Source organism: Streptomyces sp. NPDC029138 (assembly GCF_055564375.1).
Genome location: NZ_JBVHWM010000013.1, coordinates 53,470 through 77,885, shown reverse-complemented (window position 1 = coordinate 77,885; position 24,416 = coordinate 53,470). Strand labels below are relative to the sequence as shown.

Annotated in this window: 19 protein-coding genes; 7 read left to right on the top strand and 12 right to left on the bottom strand. The window is 72.1% G+C overall.

The features are described from left to right. Positions 1–25: 25 nt before the first annotated feature. Complete coding sequence (locus tag ACZ4WH_RS14330) at positions 26–2,539, bottom strand: DEAD/DEAH box helicase (protein WP_468180119.1); 2,514 nt, start codon at positions 2,537–2,539, stop codon at positions 26–28. A 145-nt stretch (positions 2,540–2,684) separates the two neighbouring features. Between ACZ4WH_RS14330 and ACZ4WH_RS14325 the strand changes: the two genes are divergently transcribed. Beyond that, positions 2,685–3,479, top strand: a complete 795-nt coding sequence (locus tag ACZ4WH_RS14325) for a metal-dependent hydrolase (protein WP_468180118.1) — start codon at positions 2,685–2,687, stop codon at positions 3,477–3,479. A 14-nt stretch (positions 3,480–3,493) separates the two neighbouring features. Here the strand turns inward: ACZ4WH_RS14325 and ACZ4WH_RS14320 are convergent, their stop codons facing one another. The 4 genes from ACZ4WH_RS14320 to ACZ4WH_RS14305 all read right to left on the bottom strand — a co-directional run bounded on the left by ACZ4WH_RS14320 (position 3,494) and on the right by ACZ4WH_RS14305 (position 8,480). Further along, a complete protein-coding gene (locus tag ACZ4WH_RS14320; RefSeq protein WP_468180116.1) occupies positions 3,494–3,757 on the bottom strand; it encodes a type B 50S ribosomal protein L31 in 264 nt (87 codons plus the stop codon). A gap of 51 nt (positions 3,758–3,808) precedes the next feature. Next, positions 3,809–4,276: a DUF5709 domain-containing protein gene (locus ACZ4WH_RS14315; RefSeq protein WP_468180114.1), complete on the bottom strand. Its 468-nt coding sequence runs from the start codon at positions 4,274–4,276 to the stop codon at positions 3,809–3,811. A 620-nt stretch (positions 4,277–4,896) separates the two neighbouring features. Next, positions 4,897–6,678: an ABC transporter ATP-binding protein gene (locus ACZ4WH_RS14310; RefSeq protein ID WP_468180112.1), complete on the bottom strand. Its 1,782-nt coding sequence runs from the start codon at positions 6,676–6,678 to the stop codon at positions 4,897–4,899. Further along, positions 6,675–8,480, bottom strand: a complete 1,806-nt coding sequence (locus ACZ4WH_RS14305) for an ABC transporter transmembrane domain-containing protein (RefSeq protein ID WP_468180110.1) — start codon at positions 8,478–8,480, stop codon at positions 6,675–6,677. Before ACZ4WH_RS14305 ends, ACZ4WH_RS14310 begins: the two co-directional genes overlap by 4 nt. Before the next feature lie 311 nt (positions 8,481–8,791). Here ACZ4WH_RS14305 and ACZ4WH_RS14300 point away from each other — a divergent pair, with 311 nt between their 5' ends. After that, a complete protein-coding gene (locus ACZ4WH_RS14300) occupies positions 8,792–9,520 on the top strand; it encodes a L,D-transpeptidase family protein (protein WP_468180220.1) in 729 nt (242 codons plus the stop codon). A 54-nt stretch (positions 9,521–9,574) separates the two neighbouring features. Here the strand turns inward: ACZ4WH_RS14300 and ACZ4WH_RS14295 are convergent, their stop codons facing one another. Together ACZ4WH_RS14295 and ACZ4WH_RS14290 are read right to left on the bottom strand one after the other, a co-directional pair. Beyond that, complete coding sequence (locus ACZ4WH_RS14295; RefSeq protein WP_468180108.1) at positions 9,575–11,521, bottom strand: N-acetylmuramoyl-L-alanine amidase; 1,947 nt, start codon at positions 11,519–11,521, stop codon at positions 9,575–9,577. 260 nt (positions 11,522–11,781) lie between these two features. Next, complete coding sequence (locus ACZ4WH_RS14290; RefSeq protein WP_468180106.1) at positions 11,782–13,359, bottom strand: M1 family metallopeptidase; 1,578 nt, start codon at positions 13,357–13,359, stop codon at positions 11,782–11,784. A 148-nt stretch (positions 13,360–13,507) separates the two neighbouring features. Between ACZ4WH_RS14290 and ACZ4WH_RS14285 the strand changes: the two genes are divergently transcribed. Further along, the gene (locus ACZ4WH_RS14285) at positions 13,508–15,118 is read left to right on the top strand and encodes a peptide-N4-asparagine amidase (RefSeq protein WP_468180104.1); all 1,611 of its coding nucleotides are present in this window, start codon (positions 13,508–13,510) and stop codon (positions 15,116–15,118) included. 126 nt (positions 15,119–15,244) lie between these two features. Here ACZ4WH_RS14285 and ACZ4WH_RS14280 read toward each other — a convergent pair whose 3' ends face one another. Further along, the gene (locus ACZ4WH_RS14280) at positions 15,245–15,694 is read right to left on the bottom strand and encodes a MarR family winged helix-turn-helix transcriptional regulator (protein ID WP_468180102.1); all 450 of its coding nucleotides are present in this window, start codon (positions 15,692–15,694) and stop codon (positions 15,245–15,247) included. Positions 15,695–15,809: 115 nt separating this feature from the next. On the opposite strand from ACZ4WH_RS14280, the gene ACZ4WH_RS14275 reads away from it, so the two are divergent. Both ACZ4WH_RS14275 and mltG read left to right on the top strand, forming a co-directional pair. Continuing rightward, positions 15,810–17,612, top strand: coding sequence for an ABC transporter ATP-binding protein (locus ACZ4WH_RS14275; protein WP_468180100.1), 1,803 nt, complete (start codon positions 15,810–15,812; stop codon positions 17,610–17,612). A gap of 69 nt (positions 17,613–17,681) precedes the next feature. Beyond that, positions 17,682–18,599 (top strand): endolytic transglycosylase MltG, encoded by a 918-nt coding sequence (mltG, locus tag ACZ4WH_RS14270; RefSeq protein WP_468180098.1) that lies wholly within the window; start codon positions 17,682–17,684, stop codon positions 18,597–18,599. A 12-nt stretch (positions 18,600–18,611) separates the two neighbouring features. Here mltG and ACZ4WH_RS14265 read toward each other — a convergent pair whose 3' ends face one another. After that, positions 18,612–19,688, bottom strand: a complete 1,077-nt coding sequence (locus tag ACZ4WH_RS14265) for an FAD-dependent oxidoreductase (RefSeq protein WP_468180096.1) — start codon at positions 19,686–19,688, stop codon at positions 18,612–18,614. Positions 19,689–19,877: 189 nt separating this feature from the next. Here ACZ4WH_RS14265 and ACZ4WH_RS14260 point away from each other — a divergent pair, with 189 nt between their 5' ends. Continuing rightward, on the top strand, positions 19,878–20,300 hold the full coding sequence (locus tag ACZ4WH_RS14260) for a secondary thiamine-phosphate synthase enzyme YjbQ (RefSeq protein WP_468180094.1): 423 nt from the start codon (positions 19,878–19,880) through the stop codon (positions 20,298–20,300). Positions 20,301–20,412: 112 nt separating this feature from the next. Here ACZ4WH_RS14260 and ACZ4WH_RS14255 read toward each other — a convergent pair whose 3' ends face one another. Then, positions 20,413–21,213: a helix-turn-helix transcriptional regulator gene (locus ACZ4WH_RS14255; RefSeq protein ID WP_468180092.1), complete on the bottom strand. Its 801-nt coding sequence runs from the start codon at positions 21,211–21,213 to the stop codon at positions 20,413–20,415. Positions 21,214–21,487: 274 nt separating this feature from the next. Continuing rightward, a complete protein-coding gene (locus ACZ4WH_RS14250; protein WP_468180090.1) occupies positions 21,488–21,898 on the bottom strand; it encodes a DUF5997 family protein in 411 nt (136 codons plus the stop codon). A 130-nt stretch (positions 21,899–22,028) separates the two neighbouring features. Here ACZ4WH_RS14250 and ACZ4WH_RS14245 point away from each other — a divergent pair, with 130 nt between their 5' ends. Continuing rightward, the gene (locus ACZ4WH_RS14245) at positions 22,029–22,817 is read left to right on the top strand and encodes a LysR family substrate-binding domain-containing protein (RefSeq protein ID WP_468180088.1); all 789 of its coding nucleotides are present in this window, start codon (positions 22,029–22,031) and stop codon (positions 22,815–22,817) included. A 58-nt stretch (positions 22,818–22,875) separates the two neighbouring features. On the opposite strand, the gene ACZ4WH_RS14240 is transcribed toward ACZ4WH_RS14245, so the two are convergent. Further along, positions 22,876–24,375 (bottom strand): MFS transporter, encoded by a 1,500-nt coding sequence (locus ACZ4WH_RS14240; RefSeq protein WP_468180086.1) that lies wholly within the window; start codon positions 24,373–24,375, stop codon positions 22,876–22,878. Between the last annotated feature and the right edge of the window lie 41 nt (positions 24,376–24,416).

Here is a 24,416-nt window from a genome sequence, read left to right as displayed (position 1 = left end):
TGGCTTGCCACTGGCCGGGGACGGCTCACAGCTGGCCGACATCGGTGACGCGGACGATCGCACGGCCCTCGGCGTCGGAGGCGGCCAGGTCGATCTCCGCGCTGATGCCCCAGTCGTGGTCGCCGTTCGGGTCGTCGAAGATCTGACGGACGCGCCAGAGGCCGTTCTCCGGCTCCTCGTTGATGACGAGCAGCTTGGGGCCGCGGGCGTCGGGTCCGGTACCGAGGTCGTCGTACTCGTCCCAGTACTTGTCCATCGCCTCGCCCCACGCCTCGGCGTCCCATCCGGACTCGGCGTCCAGCTCGCCGAGTTCCTCGACCTGGTCCAGGGCGGCCAGCTCCACGCGGCGGAACATGGCGTTGCGGACCAGGACGCGGAAGGCGCGGGCGTTGGTGGTGACCGGCTTGACCTCGTCCGCCTTTTCCTGGGCCTCCTCGGCGGTCATCTCCTCCGGGTTGGCGAGTTGCTCCCACTCGTCCAGCAGGCTGGAGTCCACCTGGCGCACCATCTCGCCCAGCCACTCGATCAGATCCTGAAGATCCTCGGACTTCAGGTCGTCCGGGATGGTGTGATCCAGGGTCTTGTAGGCGCTGGCGAGGTAGCGCAGCACGATGCCCTCGGTGCGGGCCAGCTCGTAGAAGGACACCAGCTCGGTGAAGGACAGCGCCCGCTCGTACATGTCCCGGACCACCGACTTCGGCGACAGCGGGTGGTCGCCGACCCACGGGTGGCTCTTGCGGTAGGTGTTGTACGCGTGGAAGAGCAGCTCTTCCAGCGGCTTGGGGTACGTGATGTCCTGGAGGCGCTCCATGCGCTCCTCGTACTCCACGCCGTCCGCCTTCATCGCGGCCACGGCCTCGCCGCGCGCCTTGTTCTGCTGGGCGACGAGGATCTGCCGCGGGTCGTCCAGGGTGGACTCGACGACGGAGACCATGTCGAGCGCGTAGGACGGCGACTCGGGGTCGAGGAGTTCGAAGGCGGCCAGGGCGAACGTGGACAGCGGCTGGTTCAGCGCGAAGTCCTGCTGGAGGTCGACAGTGAGCCGGACGATGCGGCCCTCGCTGTCCGGCTTGTCCAGCTTCTCCACGATCCCGCCGTCCAACAGCGAGCGGTAGATCGCGATCGCCCGGCGGATGTGCCGCAGTTGCTGCCGACGCGGCTCGTGGTTGTCCTCCAGAAGATGGCGCATCGCCTCGAACGCGTTGCCCGGACGGGCGATCACCGACAGCAGCATCGTGTGCGTCACCCGGAATCGCGAGGTCAGCGGCTCCGGTTCCGACTCGATCAGCTTCTGGAAGGTGTTCTCCGTCCAGCCGACGAAGCCCTCCGGCGCCTTCTTGCGCACCACCTTGCGCCGCTTCTTCGGGTCGTCGCCCGCCTTCGCCAGCGCCTTCTCGTTCTCGATGACGTGCTCCGGCGCCTGCGCGACCACGAGCCCCGCCGTGTCGAAGCCGGCCCGGCCGGCCCGGCCGGCGATCTGGTGGAACTCACGGGCCCGCAGCGTGCGCACCCGGCTGCCGTCGTACTTGGTCAGCGCCGTGAACAGCACGGTGCGGATCGGCACGTTGACGCCCACGCCGAGCGTGTCCGTGCCGCAGATGACCTTCAGCAGACCGGCCTGGGCGAGCTTCTCCACCAGGCGCCGGTACTTGGGCAGCATGCCGGCGTGGTGCACACCGATGCCGTGCCGGACGTAACGGGAGAGGTTGCGGCCGAACTTGGTGGTGAAGCGGAAGTTGCCGATCAACTCGGCGATCCGGTCCTTCTCCTCGCGCGAGCACATGTTGATGCTCATGAGCGCCTGCGCCCGCTCCACGGCCTGCGCCTGCGTGAAGTGCACGATGTACACCGGGGCCTGCTTGGTCTCCAGCAGGTCGGTGAGCGTCTCGGTGAGCGGGGTCAGCTTGTACTCGTAGGAGAGGGGCACCGGGCGGGTCGCCGAGCGGACCACCGAGGTGGGGCGGCCGGTGCGGCGGGTGAGGTCCTTCTCGAAGAAGGACACATCGCCCAGAGTGGCCGACATCAGGATGAACTGCGCCTGCGGCAGTTCCAGCAGCGGGATCTGCCAGGCCCAGCCACGGTCGCCCTCGGCGTAGAAGTGGAACTCGTCCATGACGACCTGGCCGACGTCCGCGTTCTTGCCGTCGCGCAGCGCGATCGATGCCAGCACCTCGGCGGTGCAGCAGATGACCGGCGCGTCGGCGTTCACGGAGGCGTCGCCGGTGAGCATGCCCACGTTCTCGGTGCCGAAGAGCTTGCACAGCTCGAAGAACTTCTCCGACACCAGGGCCTTGATCGGTGCCGTGTAGAAGGTGACCTCGTCCCGGGCCAGCGCGGCGAAGTGCGCGCCCGCGGCGATCATGCTCTTGCCGGAGCCGGTGGGCGTCGAGACGATCACGTTCGCCCCGGAGACCACCTCGATCAGCGCCTCTTCCTGGTGGGGGTAGAGGGTGAGGCCGCGCTCCTGCGCCCACGACTCGAAGGCTTCGTACAGGGCGTCGGGGTCGGCGGTCGGCGGCAGCTGATCGATGAGGGTCACGCCCCCATCTTGCCTGGCCTTCCGCCCGAGCGGGGAATCGGCTGCGGATGCGAAGATCACGACCGCTACGCTGTGTCGCCGACGCAGCGTCAGCGCACCAGGTCAACTGGTCAGCGGCACACGAGGAATGGGGCGGGAAGCGGCCATGATGGGACCAGCACACTCACTGTCGGGGGCCGCGGCCTGGCTCGGCGTCGGTGCCGCCACCGCGGCGGCCGGGCACCCGATGCCCTGGCCGGTCCTCCTCTGCGGCGCCCTGATCTGCGCGGGCGCCGCGCTCGCCCCGGACCTCGATCACAAGGCCGCCACCATCTCCCGGGCCTTCGGGCCGCTCTCCCGCGGGCTCTGCGAGATCGTGGACAAGCTGTCGTACGCCGTCTACAAGGCGACCAGGAAGCAGGGCGACCCGCGCCGCTCCGGCGGCCACCGTACGCTGACGCACACCTGGCTGTGGGCGGTCCTGATCGGCGCCGGCTGCTCGGCCGCGGCGATCATGGGGGGCCGCTGGGCGGTGCTGGCGATCCTGTTCGCGCACATGGTGCTCGCCATCGAAGGTCTGCTGTGGCGGGCGGCGCGGGGCTCCAGCAGCGATGTCCTGGTCTGGCTGCTGGCGGCGACCAGCGCGTGGATCCTGGCCGGAGTCCTCGACAAGCCGGGCAACGGCTCGGACTGGCTGTTCACCGCGCCCGGGCAGGAGTACCTCTGGCTGGGGCTGCCGATCGTGCTGGGCGCGCTCGTGCACGACATCGGGGACGCGCTGACCGTGTCCGGCTGCCCGATCCTGTGGCCGATCCCGGTCGGCCGCAAGCGCTGGTACCCGGTGGGGCCGCCGAAGGCGATCCGGTTCCGGGCGGGCAGCTGGGTCGAGCTGAAGGTGCTGATGCCGGCGTTCATGCTGCTCGGGGGGGTGGGCTGCGCCGCGGCCCTCAACGTGATCTGAGGGAGCCCTCCGGGTCAGGTCGCCTCGCCCGCGTCCGCCCCGCCGTACCGGCGCTCGAAGCGGGCGATGCGGCCCTCGGTGTCGACCGTGCGGGCCTTGCCCGTGTAGAAGGGGTGGCTCTCCGAGGAGATCTCCACGTCGATCACCGGGTAGGTCTGGCCGTCGTCCCACTCGATGGTCTGCTCGCTCTGCGCGGTGGACCGGGTGAGGAAGGCGTAGCCGGCGGCGCGGTCGCGGAAGACCACGGGGTGGTAGTCGGGGTGCTTGTCCTGCTGCATGGCGGCTCCTTGTGCGGGGCGCTCGGGGCGGGGGCGGCCGAAGGGTCCGGCTCAGCCGGGGAGGGAGTCCTCGTCGACGATGTGCACCGCGGCCTCCTCGGCGGAGGCGGCGGCACCGTCGATGCCGACGTCGGTCGCGACGAGCGCGGCCTCCTCGTCCTCGTGCGTGCCCTCGTCGGGGGCCACCAGCCGGCCGGAGCGGAAGTTGCCGACCTCGTTGTCCAGAAGCTCGCCGTCCGTGCCGTCGCAGTCACCGATGCCGTCGCTGTCGGAAGCGGCGAGGTCCGGCTGCTCCTCGGCGAGCCGCTGGTCGAGGGTCTCGCCCGCCTGACGTTCGGCCGCCGTCACGCCGGTGTGCTCGACCGCCCACGGGCGCTCGGGAGGGGACCAGCCGCGGTCGAGAGGGTCGGCGACGCCGTCGAAATCCAGTGTGTCCTCGACGTCGAGCACCCCCGAGTCCTCCCGGATCTCCGAGGGATCGGGCTGGTAGACGTCGTCCCCCCAGCCGTCCGTGTCCACGACTACCTCCAGGTGGTGAGCACGGCCCGGTGCCGCCCCAGTGGGCGGCGGGCCGTCGGCACGCTGGACAGGGGAAACGCCGCGAACTGCAAGGTTCCGGGACGCACCCCGAGCCGGTGCCGCTTTCCAGCCTTCCACCCCTGCTCGGCACCGCGCAACGGCACGGGTCCCGGCGGGGCCGCCCGCCCGTGCACCGGGGCGGGGCCGGACCCACTCCGTCCCGGCCCCGGCAACCCGCCGGCCGCGGGACCCGGTTTCCGGGGGACACGGCGGCGGGGGCCGTTCACATGCTCGCGAGGTCAGGCTTCGCCCTCGGCCGACCAGACCGACGGGAGCAACCGGCTCCAGCCGAGCAAGTCGGCCGAGCCGATCAAGCGAAGCGAGTCGGCCGAGCAGGCCGAGCCGACCAAGCTGGCCGAGCCGACCAAGCTGGCTGAGGCGGACCAAACCGACCGAGCCAGCCGAGCCGACCGAGCCGACGAAGGCAATCAAGCTCGCCCTTTCGTCGCAGGGCCCGCCGCCCCCGGCGACCCCGTCGGCCCAGCCACCTCCACCGACCTCGCCGCCCCAGCTACCCCCAGCCCCCTCGGTCCAGCCACCTCGCCCCCGCCATCCCAACCTCACCCATGCCAAGACCGCCACAGCGCCGCGTACGCGCCCTCCGCCGCGACCAGCTCCTCGTGGCTGCCCAGCTCGCTGATGCGGCCGTTCTCCACGACGGCGATCACGTCGGCGTCATGGGCGGTGTGCAGACGGTGGGCGATGGCCACCACGGTGCGGCCGTCCAGGACACGCGCCAGGGAGCGTTCGAGATGACGGGCCGCGCGCGGGTCGAGGAGCGAGGTCGCCTCGTCCAGGACCAGCGTGTGCGGATCGGCCAGCACCAGCCGGGCCAGCGCGATCTGCTGGGCCTGCGCCGGGGTCAGCGCCAGGCCGCCGGAGCCCACCTCGGTGTCCAGGCCGTCGTCCAGCGCCCGTGCCCACCCGTCCGCGTCGACCGCGCCGAGGGCCGCCCACAGCTCGGCGTCCGACGCGTCGGTGCGGGCCAGCAGGAGGTTGTCGCGCAGGGAACCCACGAAGACGTGGTGCTCCTGGTTGACGAGGGCGACATGCGAGCGGACGCGTTCCGCGGGCATCCGGGACAGCTCAGCCCCGCCCAGGGTGACCCGGCCGTCCCGGGGTGCGTAGATCCCGGCGAGCAGCCGGCCCAGCGTGGACTTGCCCGCGCCGGACGGGCCGACCAGGGCGAGCCGGGTGCCCGGCGCGACCTCCAGGGAGACCTTGCGCAGCACGTCGACGCCCTCGCGGTAGCCGAAATGCACCCGGTCGGCGTGCACGACCCGTCCGTCGGGGGCCAGCGCGGCCTCCCCGGGTTCCGGCTCGATGTCCCGCACCCCGACCAGCCGGGCCAGCGACACCTGGGCGACCTGCACCTCGTCGTACCAGCGCAGGATCAGGTTCACCGGATCGACGAGCATCTGCGCGATCAGCGCGCCGGTGGTCAGCTGGCCCACCCCGATCCAGCCGTGCAGGACGAAGACACCGCCGACCATCAGGACCGAGCCGAGCACGAGGAGGTGGACGGTGTTGATGACCGGGAAGAGTACGGAGCGGAGCCAGAGGGTGTAGCGCTCCCACGCGACCCACTGCGAAATCCGCCGCTCCGACAGGGCCACCCGGCCTGCGCCGAGGCGGTGCGCCTCGATGGTGGGGCCCGCGTCCACGGTCTCGGCGAGCGCGGCGGCGACGGCGGCGTACCCGGCGGCTTCCGAGCGGTAGCCGGACGGCGCCCGCTTGAAGTACCAGCGGCAGCCGATCACCAGGACCGGGACGGCGAGCAGCACGGCGGCGGCCAGCGGCGGGGCCGTCACGACCAGCCCGCCGAGCAGCAGCAGGGCCCACACGACACCGATGGCCAGCTGCGGCACGGCCTCGCGCATGGCGTTGGCCAGCCGGTCGATGTCGGTCGTGATGCGGGAGAGCAGGTCGCCGGTGCCCGCCCGCTCCAGCACGCCCGGCGGCAGTCCGACGGACCGCACGAGGAAGTCCTCGCGCAGGTCGGCCAGCATCCGCTCGCCGAGCATCGCGCCCCGCAGTCGCACCTGCCGGACGAACCCGGCCTGCACGGCCAGCGCGAGCACGAACAGGCCGGCGGTCAGGCCGAGATGAAGATCCCTGTCCTCGTCCGTCACCCGCTCGACCAGACCGCCGAGCAGGTACGGGCCCACCATGGAGGCGATCACGGCCACGGTGTTGACGGCGATGAGCAGCAGGAAGGCCCGGCGGTGCCGGCGGAACAGCTCGGTGACGTAGGCGCGTACCGTCGCGGCGGCGCCGACGGGCAGGGTGGTGGCGGTCGTCGGGGCCGCCGGGTCGTACGCCGGTGGCGCAACGCCGATCATGCGCTCTCCTCGATCTCTTCCAGCTCCTGGAGCGCGTCCAGCAGCACGCCTTCGTCGGTCGCGGCCAGTTCCTCGTCGGTCTCACGGGTCACCACGGCCCGGTACCGCGGGTCGCCCTCGATCAGTTCGCGGTGCACGCCGACCGCCACGACCTCGCCGTCGTGCACCAGGACGACCCGGTCCGCGCGGTCGAGCAGCAGCGGGGAGGAGGTGAACACCACCGTCGTCCGTCCCGACCGCAGTCGGCGCAGCCCGTCCGCGATCCGGGCCTCGGTGTGCGAGTCGACCGCGGAGGTCGGCTCGTCCAGCACCAGCACCTCCGGATCGGTGATCAGCGACCTGGCCAGGGCCAGCCGCTGGCGCTGGCCGCCGGAAAGGGACCGTCCGCGCTCGGTGATCCGGGCGTCCATCGGGTCGGCCGCGTCCAGCGAACCCTGCACGAGCGCGTCCAGCACGTCCTCGCACTGGGCCGCCGCCAGCGCGTCCTCGGCCCGTACGGCACCGGAGGCGGGCACGTCGAGCAGTTCGCGCAGCGTGCCGGAGAGGAGAACCGGGTCCTTGTCCTGGACGAGGACGGCGGTCCGGGCGCTGTCGAGGGGAAGTTCGTCCAGGGAGACGCCGCCGAGCAGCACCGAGCGGCCCGGCTCCGTGGGGTGGCCGCCCAGCCGTTCGGCGAGCCTGCCCGCCGCGTCCGGGTCACCGCACACGACGGCGGTGAACCGGCCGGCGGGAGCGAGCAGACCGGTCGCGGGGTCGTACAGGTCGCCGCCCGGTACCTCGGCCGCGCGGGTGCCGTCGGTGGCCGTGGACCGCTCCAGCGACAGCACACGAGCGGCGCGTCTGGCGGAGGGGCGGGAGAAGGAGTACGCCATGGCGATCTCCTCGAAGTGCCGCAGCGGGTAGTTAAGGATCATGACCGCGCTGTAGACCGTGACGAGTTCGCCGACCGTGATCCGGCCCTGGCGGGCCAGGCCGATGCCGTGCCAGACGACGGCGATCAGCAGCAGGCCGGGCAGCAGCACCTGGACGGCGGAGATCAGCGACCACATCCGGGCGCTGCGGACGGCGGCGTGCCGGACTTCCTGCGAGGCCCGGCGGTAGCGGTCGAGGAACAGCTCCTCGCCGCCGATGCCGCGCAGCACCCGCAGGCCCGCGACGGTGTCCGAGGCCAGCTCGGTGGCCCGCCCCGCCTTCTCGCGCTGCACGTCGGCGCGGCGCGTCGCCCGGGGCAGGAGGGGCAGTACCGCGAGGGCCACGACCGGCAGGCCCACGGCGACGACCACGCCCAGCGCGGGCTGGTACACGAGCAGGCTGACGCAGACGACCACGACCGTCAGCGCGGCGGCGGTGAACCGGGAGACGGCCTCGACGAACCAGCCGATCTTCTCGACGTCACCGGTGGAGACGGCCACCACCTCACCGGCGGCCACGCGCCGGGTCAGGGCGGAGCCCAGCTGGGCGGCCTTGCGCGCCAGCAGCTGCTGGACGCGGGCGGCGGCGGTGATCCAGTTGGTGACGGCGGCCCGGTGCAGGAACGTGTCGCCGACGGCGATGCCCGTTCCGCACAGCAGCATCAGACCACCCGTCAGGGCGAGCCGGGTGCCGGAGCGGTCGACGGCCGCCTGTACGGCGAGACCGACGCAGAAGGGGAGGGCGGAGACGGAGACGAAGTGCAGCAGGCCCCAGGCGAGCGACTTCAGCTGCCCGCCCAGCTGGTTGCGCCAGAGCCACCACAGGAATCGGGGACCCGAACGCGCGTCGGGCACGCCCGGATCGGGATACGGAAGGTCTTGAATCTGCATGACGTCCCAGTGGCTCGTGTCAAGGGCAGGGGAAGGAGCGGAACGCCGCGGTGAGCGGCGACAAGCCGTGAAAGGTTCGCGTCGCAGAGTGGTGAATTTCAAACGGTTTTCTCCGGGGCCCACGCAATTCGCCGCGTTCCGGCCAGCACCTGCCGTTCCGGCCGGGCCCCGCGGCCCCGCCTGTCAAGCGCCGTGCAGGCGTATCACCTCGCGCGGCCCTGCCACCCGGCACGGTGATTGTCCGGAACTTCGCACATTCGGCGGGTTCGTGATGACAGCATGGGCGGGTGCAGATCGACAGTGTGCGGCGTATGACGGTCGCGGTGGCGGCCGCCGGCACCCTCCTCGCGGCGCTCTCCGCCTGCGGCACCACCGCCCCCGCCCACGACGCGCGCGGTGCCCATGGCCCGGCCGGACGGACACCCGCTGGGTCCCCCGAGTCCATGCCCGACCCGACCCGCGTCCCGGGCGTCGGCGACCGCCTGTACCGACGGATTCCCGCCGACTCCGGTCAGGTCGTGGCGGTGTACGGCACGAAGGAGGACTCGGCCGACTCCAGAGTCGTGCTGTACACCCGGCAGGGCGCGTACTGGCGCCGGGCGGGCAGTTGGCCCGCCCACAACGGGCGCAAGGGCTGGACCACGGACCACCATGAGGGCGATCAGCGCAGCCCGGTCGGTGTGTTCACCCTCACGGACGCGGGCGGTGTGCTCGCCGACCCGGGCACCCGGCTGTCCTACGACCAGGACGAGGGCGCGTACGCGCCCCCGGACGGGTGGGACGAGGCCCACCAGCACGACTTCGACTACGTCATCGCCATCGACTACAACCGCCGCAAGGGCACCCCGCCGCGCGACCCCACCCGCCCCTGGGGGCAGGGCAAGGGCGGCGGCATCTGGTTGCACATGGACCACGGCAGCGGCACCTCGGCCTGTGTCAGCGTCTCCAAGGAGGCCATGCGGTTCCTGCTGCGCACGCTGGACCCGGCTCGTCACCCGGTCGTGGTGATGGGAGACAGAGCGCACCTGACGGCCCGGTGAAGGCGCCGTGCCGCAGCCCCTTCGCGCGGGAGCCGGGTCCCGGCCTCCGTGACGTCAGCTCCCGTCCGGGCGGGCGGCCTTCTGCCCCTGCGGTCCTGCCGCGCCGGACGAGTTCACCACGTCCACGTCGCTGGCCCGGACGTACGCGAGCCGGTGGCCGAGCTGGATCTCGTAGTACCTCTCGCGGCCCCACACCACCGGGTTGGGCGTGTCGCTGAAGGACTTGGCGGTGTAGGAACTGCCGACACCGGCCTGGGTCACGTAGCGCTGGCCCGCCAGGAGGGGGTACGGGAGCGGCGACTCGGTCGGCTCGTCCATGTCCTCGGGGTAGGCCTCCTCCTCCGGCAGGGCACGGCCGTACACCGGGATCTCGTCCAGGCCTTCCTTCGGCGTGACCATGCGCCCGCTCGCACCGACGGCGGTCGGGTGGTTCCTGGGGTTCTTGAACCACGCCTTCCGCCCCTGGAACCAGATCGCCGTCCAGTCGCCGTTGCGGTCGGCGACGGCGAATGTCTGGCCGGTGGAGACGCGTGAGCCCAGGTCGTTGACGTCCTTCGTGGAGTCCTCGCCGTCGGGCTTGCGGCCCGGGTCCTGGATCAGCGGGGCCTTCTCGTTCGGTTCCGTGTACAGGCGGACGGCGCTGGAGCCGTGCGGCGGGCAGGGTTTACCGCTGCCGCCGCACCCCGTGTATTCGGGCTTGTGCCGGGCGAAGTCCGGCAGGATCGTCACCATGTCGCTGTCCGGACCCGCCGTGGCCTTCAGCGGCGCGCCGAGGAGGTCGAAGTAGTGCCGCCAGTCCCAGAAGGGACCGGGGTCGTCGTGCATGTCGGGGATGGTGTCGGCGGTCGGAGCGGGGACGTTGTCGTGGCCGAAGATGTGCTGCCGGTCGAGCGGGATGCTGTACTTCTGCGCCAGGTACCGCACCAGGCGCGCCGAGGCCTGGTACATCCGCTCCGTGTACCAGGTTCCGGGCTGCGTGAGGAACCCCTCGTGCTCGATGCCGATCGAGCGGGCGTTCACGAACTGGCTGCCGGAGTGCCAGGCCTCGTCCTTGGTCCTGACGTGCTGGGTGACATGGCCGTCGCTGGAGCGGATCGAGTAGTGCCACGACGACTCCGTGGGGTCCTGCACCGTCTGGAGCATGCTCGGCAGCTCCGCCTCGGTGTCGTGGATGACGATGTACTCGATCGGCTGGTCCCTGGGCCGGTCGGCCAGGTCGTGGTTGCCGTAGTCGCCGTCGTCGATCTCCTCGTACGGCGCGCCGAGCCAGTCACAGGCCAGTTCGGCGGGGCACTCGACCTGCTTCGGCCGCTGTGGGCCCTGTGCCCGGGGGGTGTGGGGGTGCGGCTGCAAGCTGGGGGTGGCGGGGAGCGTGACGTCCTGTCCTTCGGCGGTGGTGCGGTGTGCTCCCCGCCGGATCAAGGCGAAGACGTCATCGGCGTAGGCCGCGGCTGACGCGACGTCACGTGTGCCCGGGAAGCGCGCCACCGTCTCCCACCAGTCCGCCGGGTCGGTGCTCAGGGGCTTGCCGAGCTGTCGTTGCGTGGCGGCCAGGAGTGCCGCTCCGCCGCGGACGTTGGCGACGGCGTCCGTGCGCAGACGGCCGGCCGGGACCTGGATCAGGCGTGCCGCGTTCCGCAGGTCCGCGGGCTGCACGGCGTGGCCCGCCGAGGCGCCCGTGGCGGGCGTTCCCGCCGCGCCCGTGCGGGGCCGGGCCTGGTCGTCGAGCGGTGCCTGCTTTTCGGACGGCGCTGCCGAGGCCTGGACGCGGTCGGTGTCCACCAGGTGCATCGGCCCGAAGCCACCGGCGACGCTGGGTGTGCCCGGGTGTGAGTCCCAGCGCGACTGCATGTAGGACACGCTCATGAGCACACTGCGCGGCACGTGGAACTCACGCGCGGCGTTCGTGAAGGCGTCCTCCAGACGCTGGTCCGCCGTGTCGTCGGCGCCGGACATCGGGAGGATCAGCAGCGGCGGCAGCAGAGCCGCCCCCGCGATCACACAAGCCTTACGGCGGCACCTCCGAATGGCACCGGGGACATGTGCAGAAACATTTCTTCTCATCGCAGAGGCTCTCCCAACCACGCTCGATCGCACCAGGACAAAGGAGTTGCCCGTAGCGCCACCCCTTGTACGTTTCCGTGCCCCGGGCGCCGTGTCGTGGCGAACGTCACCGGGGTGGACCAGCGGTCGGGCGCAGGCCACCCGGTCGGCGGCAGCGACTCGGCTGCCTGGGGCAACCACGCGCGACCGCCGCCGGCTCAGTCCTCGACCGGGTCCACCTGCCAGTCGGGGTGGCCCGGCATGGGCGGGGTGTGCGCGCCGTACAGCCACGGACGCAGAAACGGTGTCAGGTCCTCGCCGGCGATCCGGGACGCGAGCGCGACGAAGTCCCGGGTGCCGGCCGTACGGCCCCGGTACTCGGTCACCCAGGCGCGCTCGATCCTCTCGAAGGTCTCCGCGCCGACCTTCTCCCGCAGCGCGAACAGCACCAGCGCCGAGCCGTCGTACCGCATCACCTTGAAGAGCGTCGCCTCGGTGGGCTCGGCCGGCGCCCCTTCGTCGTGCCGCCACTGGTCGTGCTGCTCGTACGCCGCCCGCATCACCGACTCCAGGCTCACGCCACCGTGCTCGTCGGAGTACAGGCGTTCGTAGAAACGGGCGTGACCCTCGCTCAGCCACAGGTCGGACCAGCGCCGGATGGCGACGCTGTCACCCGTCCAATGGTGGGTCAGCTCGTGGACGAGATTGCGTTCGGCGTCGACCCGGTCGCCCAGCAGGTCGTCCCGGGGTACGACGGAGAGCGACTGGGTCTCCAGTGCCACCGGCAGGTCGGTGTCCCCGACCAGCACGCCGTAGCGGCGGAACGGGTACGGGCCGAGCCGCCGTTCCAGCCAGGCAAGATGCTCCGGGGTGAGCGAGCGGTACTCCTCGGTGTCCGTGACCAGGTCGTCCGGGACCACGTCACGGACGGGCAGCCCGCGCGGGCCGCTGCTGTCGACGAACGTGAATTTCCCGATCGCCAGCTGGACCAGTTGCGCCGCGATGGGCTGCTCCGAGTCGTACGTCCACCGGGTGCGGCCGTCGGGCCGCCGGGCGGTGCCGACGAGCCGGCCGTTGGCCACCGCGCTGAGCCCCGGCGGGGTGGTGATGTGGAACGTGACCGGCGCCCGCAGGCTCGGGTGGTCGTTAGCCGGGAAGATCATGCGCGCCCCGTCGGGCTGGGCGCAGACCATGGTGCCGTCGGGCGTGGGTACCCAGCCGTAGTCCTGGATCGCGTCGTCGCGGTGCCGTCCCTGCGTCGGGTCGGCGGTGTAGGCGACGCGGACGGTGAACGTGCCGCCGTGCGGGATCGGCCGCGCGGGCGTGACGACGAGTTCGTCGCCGTCGCGTTTCGCGGTGGCCGGCCTGCCGTCGACGGTGACGTGGCGCAGCGCGTTGCCCGCGAAGTCCAGGTCGAACCGGGACAGGGCCTGTGTGGCGGTGGCGCTGATGGTGGCGGCGGCCTCGAAGGGCGTGCGGGGCGCCCGCCAGTCGAAGTCGAGGGTGTAACGGCGTACGGTGTAGCCGCCGTTGCCGGCGAGCGGCATGAGCGGGTCGCCGATGCCTGGTGCGCCCGGGGTCGGGGGAGGGCCCGACGAGGCGGCCGGACCGGGGGCCGGTGAGCCGTCGGCTCCGTGCGGGAACACGCCCGCGAAGACGGCGGCACCGGTCAGCGCGCCCGCTCCGGCGAGGGTGAGGGCCACGGTCGCGCGACGGGTGCGGAGGACATGACGGGGGCGCTCCTGCCGGGATTCCTGGTGTCCCGATCCCTCGCATGACCCCTTGGTGATCTCCATGACGGCACTATGCCAGTAAGATCCTCTTATATCACCACAAGTGCCCTTTCTTGGTGTTCGCCCATGACTGTGAGGTAACTATCCTCATCGCGCCGATCTGTCCGAGGCGTCATTGCGGGGCGGCCGGTCTGCCCGTAGAACACCGGCCATGAGAAGACGGATCGTCATGTCCATGCTCGCCGGGGCGACCCTCCTGGTGAGCGCGCTCCTCGGCACGGGAACCCCGACCGCTCAAGCCGCCGACGTACCCGCCGAGTTCGGCACCGACTGGCACGACCCGGTGACCGCGGCACCGCCCGTCGACCGGCCGCACACCACGTCCTGCCAGGTCACCCTCGCCGACGCCCGGTTCCGCGACTTCACGCCCTACCGGGGCGCGTACACATCCCCCGAGGGCTGCGGCGACCGCTGGAGCAAGGTCGTCCTGCGCCTCGACGGCAAGGTGAAGGGCCGTCAGTACGACCGGCTCGGCTATCTACGTGTCGGTGGCGTCGAGATTCTGCGCACCTCCACGCCGGAGCCGTCGCCCGACGGCATCGCGTGGCACGTCGAGAAGGACGTCACCCGCTACAGCGACACCTTCCGGAGCGCCCAGGACGTCGAGATGCTGATCGGCAACGTCGTGGACGACACGTACACCGGGGTCATCGACGTCCACGTCACGCTGACCTTCTACGCGGGACGCCCCACGGCACCCGCTCCCGACCGCGTCCTCACTCTCGCCGACACGCCCGCCGGCGCCACGCTCACCACCCCGCGCAACAGCGAACGCATCGTCGCCGAGGTGTACGCGACCGGCTCGGGCGGCGGTTGCGAGGAGTTCTGGTACCTGACCGTCGCCGACCCGGCGCCGTACTCGTGCAAGGCCGACCGCGGCCCGTACCGCGAGGTGCAGGTCAGCGTCGACGGCCGGCTCGCCGGCATCGCGGCGCCGTTCCCGAACGTGTGGACGGGCGGCTGGTCCAACCCCTTCCTCTGGTACGTCGTCCCGGCCCCGCGCGCCTTCGACGTCCGGCCGATCGAGTACGACCTCACGCCCTTCGCCGGCCTCCTCAACGACGGCCGCCCGCACCGTGTCGAGGTGTCCGTCGTCGGCGTGCCCGCGGGACAGTCGGGCTGGAGCGCCCCGGTGAACGTGCTCGTCTGGCGGGACGCGCACCGCGCCCACGTGTCCGGCGCGCTCACCGAGGACGAGGCGACCGACCTCGCCGACTCCTCCGCCTTCACCCCTGGTGCGGAGAACCGCGTACGCACCGAGGCCGGGCACCGGCTCACCGTCTCCGGATACCTGGACACCTCGCACGGCCGCGTGACCACCACCGTCACCCGGACGCTCGCCCACACCTCCGTCCACCGCTGGACCGACGGCGAGGCGTTGGATGGACTCGACGCGAACTGGACCGACGACGAGGTGGTCGGCGTCACCGGCCACGGCCCCGCGCGGACGACCCGCACGCACCGGACGTACACCATGAACGGCGCCACGACGCTGGGCGCGGACGACCGGCTGCGCACCGTGCTGACGCTCGGCGACCGGGCGTCGGTGGTGACCCGCGAGGGCGGCCGGCGTACCGCGTGGTCGCGGCTGGACGACACCTACAGCGGTGACGCCACGTACACGGTCAACGTCCCGCGCGACCAGCGGCACGCGGTCGGCACGTCGGCCGAGCGCTACCGCCTTCTCGGCTCGGACGGCTGCTACGACCGTTCGCTGCGCACGGTTCAGGGGGTGCTGACGGAGGACCGCAGCCGCTGCTGAGACGCCTGGCGGGCGCGCGCCTCCTGCGCGCCATCCGTGCGCCACCCGCGCGGCGGCCCGCGGAGCTGGGCTGGACGGGGCGGGGATCGCCGTCACGCCGGGGGCGGGGCAGGGGGTCGTCGTCCGTCAGCAGCGCTGGGCGGCGTCCCCGTCGATCAGGCTGTCCAGCAGGACGCCGAGCACCTGGCGCTCCTTCTCCGTCAGCGGAGCCAGTATCTCCTCGGCCGCCGAGCGGCGGGCGCCGCGCAGCTCGCACAGGGTCGCGCGCCCCTCGTCCGTCAGCTCGATCCGGGTCACGCGCCGGTTCGCCGGATCCGGCACCCGCCGTACCTTGCCGCTCGCCTCCAGCCCGTCGACCAGCGTCGTCACCGCACGGGGCACGACCTCCAGGCGCTCGGCGAGGTCGGCCATGCGCGGAGGTGAGCCGTAGTGCGCGAGGGTGCGCAGCAGCCGGGACTGGGCCGGGGTGACGCCCAGGTCGCGCTGTTCCAGATGGCGCTTCTGGATGCGGTGCACCCGGCGGGTGAGCCGCAGCAACTGCTCGGCGAGCAGGCCGTCGGGATCGGGGGTGGTCATGCGGGAACAATATCAGGATGCCGTTCATTGTGAGTATAGGTAACAATGAGCTACGATCCGTTCCGTGCCCGTCGGCCGACCCCTGACCGGCGCCCGCTCACCCCCGTAGGAGCCCATGCACCCCGACCGTGAACCTTCCTGGACCCCACCTGCCGACGCCGGCGAACAGCCCCGGCAGGTGCGCCGCATCCTGCGGCTCTTCCGTCCCTATCGCGGGCGGCTCGCGATCGTCGGCCTGCTCGTCGGCGCGTCGTCGCTGGTCTCGGTGGCCACACCGTTCCTGCTGAAGGAGACGCTCGACGTCGCGATCCCGCAGGGCCGCACCGGCCTGCTGAGCCTGCTCGCACTCGGCATGATCGTCAGCGCCGTCCTGGCCGGCGTCTTCGGCGTGCTTCAGACCCTGATCTCGACCACCGTCGGCCAGCGGGTCATGCACGACCTGCGCACCGCGGTCTACGGCCGCCTCCAGCGCATGTCGCTGGCCTTCTTCACCCGCACCCGCACCGGCGAGGTGCAGTCCCGCATCGCCAACGACATCGGCGGCATGCAGGCCACCGTCACCTCCACCGCCACCTCCCTGGTGTCCAACGCCACCAGTGTGGTCGCCACGATCGTCGCGATGGTCGCCCTGGACTGGCGGCTGACGATCGTCTCGCTGCTCCTGCTGCCGGCGTTCGTGTGGATCAGCCGCCGTGTCGGCAACGAACGCAAGAAGATCACCACCCAGCGGCAGAAACAGATGGCCGCGATGGCGGCCACGGTGACCGAGTCGCTCTCGGTCAGCGGCATCCTGCTCGGCCGCACGATGGGCCGCTCCGACTCACTGACCGAGTCCTTCGCGGACGAGTCCGAGCGCCTGGTCGACCTGGAAGTGCGGTCGAACATGGCCGGGCGCTGGCGCATGGCCGTGATCACGATCGTGATGGCCGCGATGCCCGCCGTCATCTACTGGACCGCCGGCCTCGCCCTCCAGTTCGGCGGCCCCGAGGTGTCCCTCGGCACCATCGTCGCCTTCGTCTCGCTCCAGCAGGGCCTGTTCCGCCCGGCCGTGAGCCTGCTCGCGACGGGCGTCCAGATCCAGACCTCGCTGGCGCTCTTCCAGCGCATCTTCGAGTATCTGGACCTGCCGGTCGACATCACCGAGCGCGAGCGGCCGGTCCACCTCGACCAGATCAAGGGCGAAGTCCGCTTCGAGGACGTCGAGTTCCGCTACGACGACAAGGGCGGCCCGGTCCTCGACGGCGTCGACGTCACCGTGCCGGCCGGCGGCAGCCTCGCCGTCGTCGGCCCGACCGGCGCCGGCAAGTCCACGCTGGGCTATCTGGTGCCCCGCCTGTACGACGTCACCGGCGGCCGCGTCACCCTGGACGGCGTCGACGTCCGCGACCTCGATTTCGACACCCTCGCCCGCGCGGTCGGCGTCGTCTCGCAGGAGACGTACCTCTTCCACGCCTCCGTCGCCGACAACCTGCGCTTCGCCAAGCCCGACGCCACCGACGAGGAGCTGCACGCGGCGGCGCGGGCGGCACAGATCCACGACCACATAGCGGCGCTGCCCGACGGCTACGACACGGTCGTCGGCGAACGCGGCCACCGCTTCTCCGGCGGCGAGAAGCAGCGCCTCGCGATAGCCCGCACCATCCTGCGCGACCCTCCGGTCCTCATCCTGGACGAGGCGACGAGCGCCCTCGACAACCGTACGGAGGCCGCCGTCCAGGAGGCCATCGACGCGCTGTCGGCCGACCGCACGACCATCACCATCGCCCACCGCCTGTCCACGATCCGCGGCGCCGACCAGATCGTGGTGCTGGACTCCGGCCGGGTCGCCGAACGCGGCACGCACGAGGAACTCCTGGAGCGGGACGGCCGCTACGCGGCCCTGGTGCGCCGGGACGCGCAACTGCAACCCACGAACTGAACACGCGACCGCGACCGACAAACTGAACATATGCCGGGTTTGTGAGGATATGCGTATTACCGTGCCCGCATGCAGACGAACACTCCGTCACGGAGCAGGACCCGACTGACACGCCGGGGCAGACTCGCCGTCGTCGTGGCCGGCGCCGTCGTGGCCGGCACCGCCGTGGCGGTGCCGCTGCTGACACTGGCAACCGACCGCGAGCAGGCGAAACCCGCCACGCTGGTCATCCCGGAGGGCTGGCGCGCGAACCAGGTCTACGACGCGATCGACAAGGCCCTCCAGCTGCCCTCGGGCAGCACCCGCGCCTCCCTCGGCAAGGCCGCCCTGAAACTGCCGAACGAGGCCGGGGGCAACCCGGAGGGCTATCTCTTCCCGGCGACGTATCCCGTCCGGAAGGGGGCGACGCCCCAGTCCCTGCTCCAGCTCATGATCGACACCGCGGACCAGAAGTTCAACGGCGCACCCGTCGCGGCCGGGGCCCAGCGCAACGCGGTGAACGTCTACCAGGCGGTCACCATCGCCAGCATCGTCCAGGCCGAGGCCTCCACGAAGGCGGACATGGGCAAGGTCGCCCGGGTCATCTTCAATCGGCTGAACAGCGGAATGCCACTGCAAATGGACTCGACCCTCCACTACGCGCTGAACCGCGACACCGCCGGCACCGGCAAGAACGACACCCAGACCGACACCCAGACCGAGAACCCGTACAACTCCCACCAGCGCATGGGCCTGCCGCCCACGCCGATCGACAACCCCGGCGAGGACGCGATGCGCGCCGCGCTCAACCCGACGCCGGGCGACTGGCTGTACTTCGTCACGGTCGCGCCCGGTGACACCCGCTTCACGGCGGACTACAACACGCACCTGCGCAACGTGGCCGAGTTCAACGCCCTCCACCAGAACGCGGGGACGTCCCAGCCGACCGGTGACGGCCCGCCGGCGCCTCCTTCCGCGCCCTCGACCCCGCAGCCCGCGACTCGCTGAGCCGGCGGGACGTCACGCGGCGAGCTGTTCCTCGGCGAGCAGCCGCCTGATGTCCCGGACGGCCGCGCGCCCGGCCCGGTTGGCCCCGATGGTGCTGGCCGACGGGCCGTAGCCGACGAGGTGGATCCGCGGATCGGCGACCGCGCGAGTGCCCTGCACTTGGATGCCGCCGCCCGGCTCGCGCAGCCGCAGCGGAGCGAGATGGTCGAGCGCGGCCCGGAACCCGGTCGCCCACAGAATCACATCGGCGGACACCCGCCGGCCGTCACGCCACTCCACGCCGTCCGGAGTGATCCGGTCGAACATCGGCTGCCGGACCAGGACCCCGTCCGCGAGACCCTGCCGGACGGCGTCGTTCAGCGGCAGCCCGGTGACCGAGACGACACTGCGCGGTGGCAGCCCCTGACGGACCCGCTCCTCCACCAGTGCGACGGCCGCACGGCCCGCCTCCTCGTCGAACGGGCCCTCGCGGAAGACCGGGGGCCGCCGGGTGACCCAGGTGGTCGCGGCGGCGTACGGGGCCAGCTCCAGCAGATGCTGGGTGCCCGAGGCGCCCCCGCCCACGACCACCACCCGCTGCCCGGCGAACTGCTCCGGACCGGCGTACTGGGCGGTGTGCAACTGTCGGCCGCGGAAGGTCTCCTGCCCGGGGTAACGCGGCCAGAACGGCCGGTCCCAGGTGCCGGTCGCGTTGATGAGCGCCCGCGTCGACCAGGTACCGTCCGACGTCTCCACGAGCAGCCGCCCGCCGGTGCCCTCACGCACCGCGCGCACGTCCACGGGCCGCCGCACCCGCAGGTCGAAGGTGCGCTCGTACCGGTCGAAGTACTCCCGGACGACCTCCGCCGAGGGCCGCGCCGGGTCGGCGTCGGTCAGCTCCATGCCGGGCAGCGCGTGCATCCCGTGCACCTTGCCGAAGGTCAGCGAAGGCCACCGGAACTGCCAGGCGCCGCCCGGACCGGGGGAGTGGTCGAGGACGACGACGTCGCGGCCCGGCTCGAAACCGGTGCGCCGCAGGTGATAGGCGGCGGCCAGACCCGCCTGACCGGCACCGATGACGACGACCTCGACCTCGCGCACTTCGTTCACGCCTCAAGCAACAGCGAGCCGCGCACGGATCTTCCCGGCTGCTCAGCCCTTGGCCGGGGTCGTCGACGGCGGCAGCTCGCCGTTTACCGGGGGTCCGCGAAGCCGGCGAAGTCGATCTTCCCCGGGATCAGCTTCGACTCGGTGAACGCGTCGAGGTGTGGAAACCGGCGCATGGGTCAGGATGGTGGCATGTCCGATGCCTTCACCACGCGCGTGCTGAACGTCTCCACCGGTAGCCGGGAACGCGTCGTCGACCTCACCGCCGACTGCGAGGAATTCCTGCGGGAGGCGGCGGCCGGCCGCGACGGTCTGCTCAACATCTTCATCCCGCACGCCACTGCCGGAATCGCCGTGATCGAGACGGGTGCAGGCAGCGACGACGACCTCCTCGCCGCCCTGCACACCCTGCTCCCCGCCGACGACCGCTGGCAGCACCGGCACGGCAGCCCCGGCCACGGCCGCGACCACGTCCTGCCCGCCATCGTGCCGCCGCACGCGACTCTCCCGGTGATCGGCGGACGCCTGGAGCTGGGCACCTGGCAGTCGGTGTGCCTGGTGGACACCAACAAGGACAACCCGGACCGCCGGGTCCGGCTGAGCTTCCTCGGCTGAGCTGCGTGGCCCCGCCGTCGACGGCCGCAGGCTCACCGGGCTGGGCCTCGCCGGCTCAGCGGATGGAGGCCGGCTCACCGGATGGAGTGGTGCCGCGTCATGAAGGGCGGGCTCAGGAGGCCTCGGCCGGACCGGGCATCGGCACCAGGCCGAGCCGCTGGGCCCGCAGCACCGTGCCGACGCGGTCGCGGGTGCCCAGCTTGCGGTAGATGTTCTCGACGTGCTTGTGCACCGTGCGGACCGAGATGCCGAGGCGGCGGCCGATCGAGTCGGCGGTGAGCGCGTCCGTGAGCAGCAGCAGGACGGCGGTCTCGCGCGGGGTCAGCGCGCAGTCCGCCGCCCGCTGGTCCGGTGCGCCGGCCGGGCCGAGCGCCCGCCGCCACTCCTCCAGCAGCTGCCGCTGCCGTTCGACCGCCGCCAGCAGCGGCTGCGCGCGCTCGGCGACGAGCAGGTGGTCGTCGCTGAAGTCCGTACCGGCGCGGTACACCAGGCATCCGGTGATCGGGGCGGCGCTCCCCGGCAGCGGCACGCCCAGCACATGGTCGACGTCCAGGACCTCGCTGAGCAGGCGGGCCGTCGGGCTGGAGGGCCAGGTACGGCCCGCCGCCCGGTGCGCGCTGACCGGCGTCCGGTCGGTTCCGGCCGCGTAGTGACCGGCGAAGGGATAGCCCGCCCGCAGCAGGCGCAGGTCGGCGTCCCCGAGCCGGGCCAGTTCGGCGGCGGCGGCGTCCGGCAGTGTGCCGATCGTGCCCTCGCTCTCGCTCCACTCGTCCCGTTTGTGGATGACCGCCTCACCGCCGCACACGTCCGCGAGCGTTCCGGCCACCATCGGCCACAGCCGCTCGGGTTCCCGTTCGTGCAGTGCCGCCACGGCGACGGCCATCATGCGCTCGTAGGCCTTCTCCAGCCGCACGGGGGTTCCTCTCCGGTTGCCTTGCGTACCCGTCCTCCCCGTCGGCGTACGTAGTTGTACGCATATCCCTGCGGTCCCCGGCTGTCGCAGACTTCAACCCGGCGACACCGGCCCGGTCGGACACAGCGTGTCCGAAGGGCCGCCGGTACGGGGGAACGGCGGCCCGTCCGGTGTCGCCCTTTCGCGTGCCGGTTCCTCGCCTGGAGTTCCTCGCCCGGACAACGGACAACGCCCCCCGGGCGGAGCCGGAGGGCGTCGGGGACGGGCGGACGGATCAGCCGCGCTCGGCGCCGCTCTCCGCCTTCGCCGCCTTCTCCTTCTTCAGGTCCTTGAGTCGCGCGGCCTCCTTGCGGACCTCCGCCTGGGTGGCGCGCTCCTTCTCCAGCCACTCGGGCCGCTCCTGCCTGAGCGCCTCGATCTGCTCGGTGGTCAGCGGCTCGATGACCCCGCCCCGGGCCAGGCCCGCGATGGACACACCCAGCCTGGCGGCCACCACCGGACGCGGGTGGGGGCCGTTGCTCCGCAGCTCGCGCAGCCACTCCGGCGGGTTGGCCTGCAACTCGTTCAGCTCGGCGCGCGTCACCACGCCCTCCTGGAAGGAGGCGGGGGTGGCGGGGAGGTACACACCCAGCTTCTTCGCCGCGGTCGCGGGCTTCATCGTCTGGGTGCTCTGCTGCGACTTCATACCGTCCAGGGTATCGGCCGCGTACGGAAGGGCCGACCACGGCCGGTGACCAGGATTGGTGACGGCCGGTGACGGTGCCTGGCGGCGGCCGGTGGCGGAGGGTTCCGGCCGGGGCCGGTAACCTGGCCGGGTGACAGGCTCGGAGGATTCACCGTCGTTCCGGCTCGCGTACGTTCCCGGAGTGACGCCCGCCAAGTGGGTGAGGATCTGGAACGAGCGCCTGCCCGACATCCCGCTCACCCTCGTCCAGGTCCCGGCCGCCGAGGCGCCCGAGGTGCTGCGCGCGGGGGAGGCCGACGCGGGCTTCGTCCGGCTGCCGGTCGACCGTACGTTCTTCAGCGCGATCCCGCTCTACAGCGAGACCTCGGTGGTCGTCGTCCCCAAGGACCACCTGATCACGGCGGCGGACGAGGTGACCTTGGCCGACCTCGCCGACGAGGTGCTCTTCCACCCTCTGGACGACGTCTTCGACTGGGACGCCCCGCCCGGTGAACCGGCCTTCGAGCGGCCCGCCACGACCCCGGACGCCATCGAGCTGGTGGCGGCGAACGTCGGCCTCCTGGTCGTCCCGCAGTCCCTGGCCCGCCTGTACCACCGCCGGGACCTCACCTACCGCCCGGTCGTCGACGCCCCCCAGTCGAGCATAGGCCTGTCCTGGCCGGAGGAGGCCACCACCGACCTGGTGGAGGACTTCATCGGCATCGTGCGCGGACGCACGGTCAACAGCACCCGGGGCCGTACGGCGGCGCAGCCCTCGGCCGACGACCAGCGCAAGCGCTCCGACCAGGGCGGCACCCGCCAGGCACCGGCGGCGAAGTCGCAGGCCAGGTCGTCCGGCAAGCCTGCCGGCCGCACGGCGCGCGCCCGCACGGGCGGCGGCAAGCCGGCCAAACGGGGGAAGCCGCGCCGCAGGTCGTGAGGCGGGAGCGCGCCCGGTGCGCTCGGTGCCCAGCACCCTGCTCTCTCACCCGCCCCCCTCACGAACGAGGCCGCACCCCCTCCACGGCGCCCCCCTCTTCCCACCCCCGCCCGACCGGCTCCACGGCCTTCTCCGGTTCGGGACGCACGTGACGTTCCCGTAGATCGGCGACCGCCAGCACGAGTGCGACCACGATGATCCCCACGACGGCGAGCAGCCCGAGCTGGAGTGCCGTGTCGGCGCGGCCGTGATTGGCGAGGTGGGCGAAGTACACCGCGCCCACCACGGCGATCCCGGCCGCGGAGCCGACGCGCTGGCCCGTCTGGAGGACGCCACCGGCCGCGCCCGCTCGGTGCACGGGGACGCGGGTGAGGGTGAGGGTGGTGTTCGGGGAGACGGTCAGGCCGGACCCGATGCCGCCGATGAGCAGGGGCAGCGCCGACGCCCATCCCACGTTCCGTCCGGGCACCAGCTCCACCGCCGCCACCACCCCGAGCACGCCCAAGGCCACCCCGGCCAGGCCCATGACGACCAGCTTGCGGCCGAAGCGCACCACCAGCCGGCCGCCGATGGCGGCCCCGACGGCCGAGGCCGCCGCGAAGGGCAGGACCGTGAGCCCGGACGCCAGCGCGCTGTATCCCACGCCGTTCTGGAGGTACAGGGCGTAGAGGAAGAAGACGGTGGTGAAGCCCGCGAAGTAGCTGAGGCTGATCAGGGCGCCGAGCGTGAAGGAGCGCAGGGAGAACAGCGCCAGGTCGACCAGCGGGGCCCGGCCGAGCCGCCCCTGCCGTCTCTCCCACGCCCAGAAGGCGCCCAGCAGCAACACGGCCAGCGGCATCAGCGCCCACTTCTCCCGGCCGGTCCACTGCTGCTCCTGCACCAGGGGCAGCATGAGCGCGAGTACGCCCGAGCCGAGGAGCAGTACGCCGAACAGGTCGAACACCTCGTGCTTCCCGGTCGCCGGGAAACGCGGCAGCAGCCGGAGCCCCGCGGCGAAGGCGGCCACGCCGATCGGCAGATTGACGAAGAACACCCAGCGCCAGCCGTCGTCGGTGCCGGCGGCATCGATCAGCAGGCCGCCCGCCAGGGGGCCCGCCGCCGTGGACACGCCGATGACGGTGCCGAGCACGCCGAAGGCCTTGGCTCGTTCGGAGCCCTGGAACATCTGCTGGATCAGCCCCGAGGTCTGCGGCGCGACGATGCCCGCCGCCGTGCCCTGGATCAGCCGGAACAGCACCAGCCAGCCGGTGCTGGGCGCGAACCCGCAGGCCGCCGAGGCCACCGTGAACAGGGCGAGCCCGAAGAGGAAGGCCTGGCGTCGGCCACGCATGTCGCCGAGCCGGCCGGCCGGCACCAGCGCCAGGCCGAAGGTGAGGGCGTACCCGGAGACCACCCATGCCTGGGTCGCCTCCGAGGCCCCGAGTCCGCGCTCCAGCGAGGGCAGCGCCACATTCACGATCGAGGTGTCGAGGAGCGAGATGAAGCCCGCTGCCAGACAGACCCCGAGCGCCTTCCACCGCCGCTCGTCGGGGGCGGTCCGGGCCTGTTCTGTGCTCATGGGGTCACGCTATGCAGTCATGGTCGCGTGCGCACGCCGGG

Bases quoted from the DNA above. Each gene is read 5' to 3' on its own strand.
- ACZ4WH_RS14325 (WP_468180118.1), top strand. From the start codon at position 2,685: ATGATGGGACCAGCACACTCACTGTCGGGGGCCGCGGCCTGGCTCGGC.
- ACZ4WH_RS14320 (WP_468180116.1), bottom strand. From the start codon at position 3,757: ATGCAGCAGGACAAGCACCCCGACTACCACCCCGTGGTCTTCCGCGAC.
- ACZ4WH_RS14310 (WP_468180112.1), bottom strand. From the start codon at position 6,678: ATGATCGGCGTTGCGCCACCGGCGTACGACCCGGCGGCCCCGACGACC.
- ACZ4WH_RS14305 (WP_468180110.1), bottom strand. From the start codon at position 8,480: ATGCAGATTCAAGACCTTCCGTATCCCGATCCGGGCGTGCCCGACGCG.
- ACZ4WH_RS14300 (WP_468180220.1), top strand. From the start codon at position 8,792: ATGACGGTCGCGGTGGCGGCCGCCGGCACCCTCCTCGCGGCGCTCTCC.
- ACZ4WH_RS14290 (WP_468180106.1), bottom strand. From the start codon at position 13,359: ATGGAGATCACCAAGGGGTCATGCGAGGGATCGGGACACCAGGAATCC.
- ACZ4WH_RS14285 (WP_468180104.1), top strand. From the start codon at position 13,508: ATGAGAAGACGGATCGTCATGTCCATGCTCGCCGGGGCGACCCTCCTG.
- ACZ4WH_RS14280 (WP_468180102.1), bottom strand. From the start codon at position 15,694: ATGACCACCCCCGATCCCGACGGCCTGCTCGCCGAGCAGTTGCTGCGG.
- ACZ4WH_RS14275 (WP_468180100.1), top strand. From the start codon at position 15,810: ATGCACCCCGACCGTGAACCTTCCTGGACCCCACCTGCCGACGCCGGC.
- mltG (WP_468180098.1), top strand. From the start codon at position 17,682: ATGCAGACGAACACTCCGTCACGGAGCAGGACCCGACTGACACGCCGG.
- ACZ4WH_RS14260 (WP_468180094.1), top strand. From the start codon at position 19,878: ATGTCCGATGCCTTCACCACGCGCGTGCTGAACGTCTCCACCGGTAGC.
- ACZ4WH_RS14250 (WP_468180090.1), bottom strand. From the start codon at position 21,898: ATGAAGTCGCAGCAGAGCACCCAGACGATGAAGCCCGCGACCGCGGCG.
- ACZ4WH_RS14240 (WP_468180086.1), bottom strand. From the start codon at position 24,375: ATGAGCACAGAACAGGCCCGGACCGCCCCCGACGAGCGGCGGTGGAAG.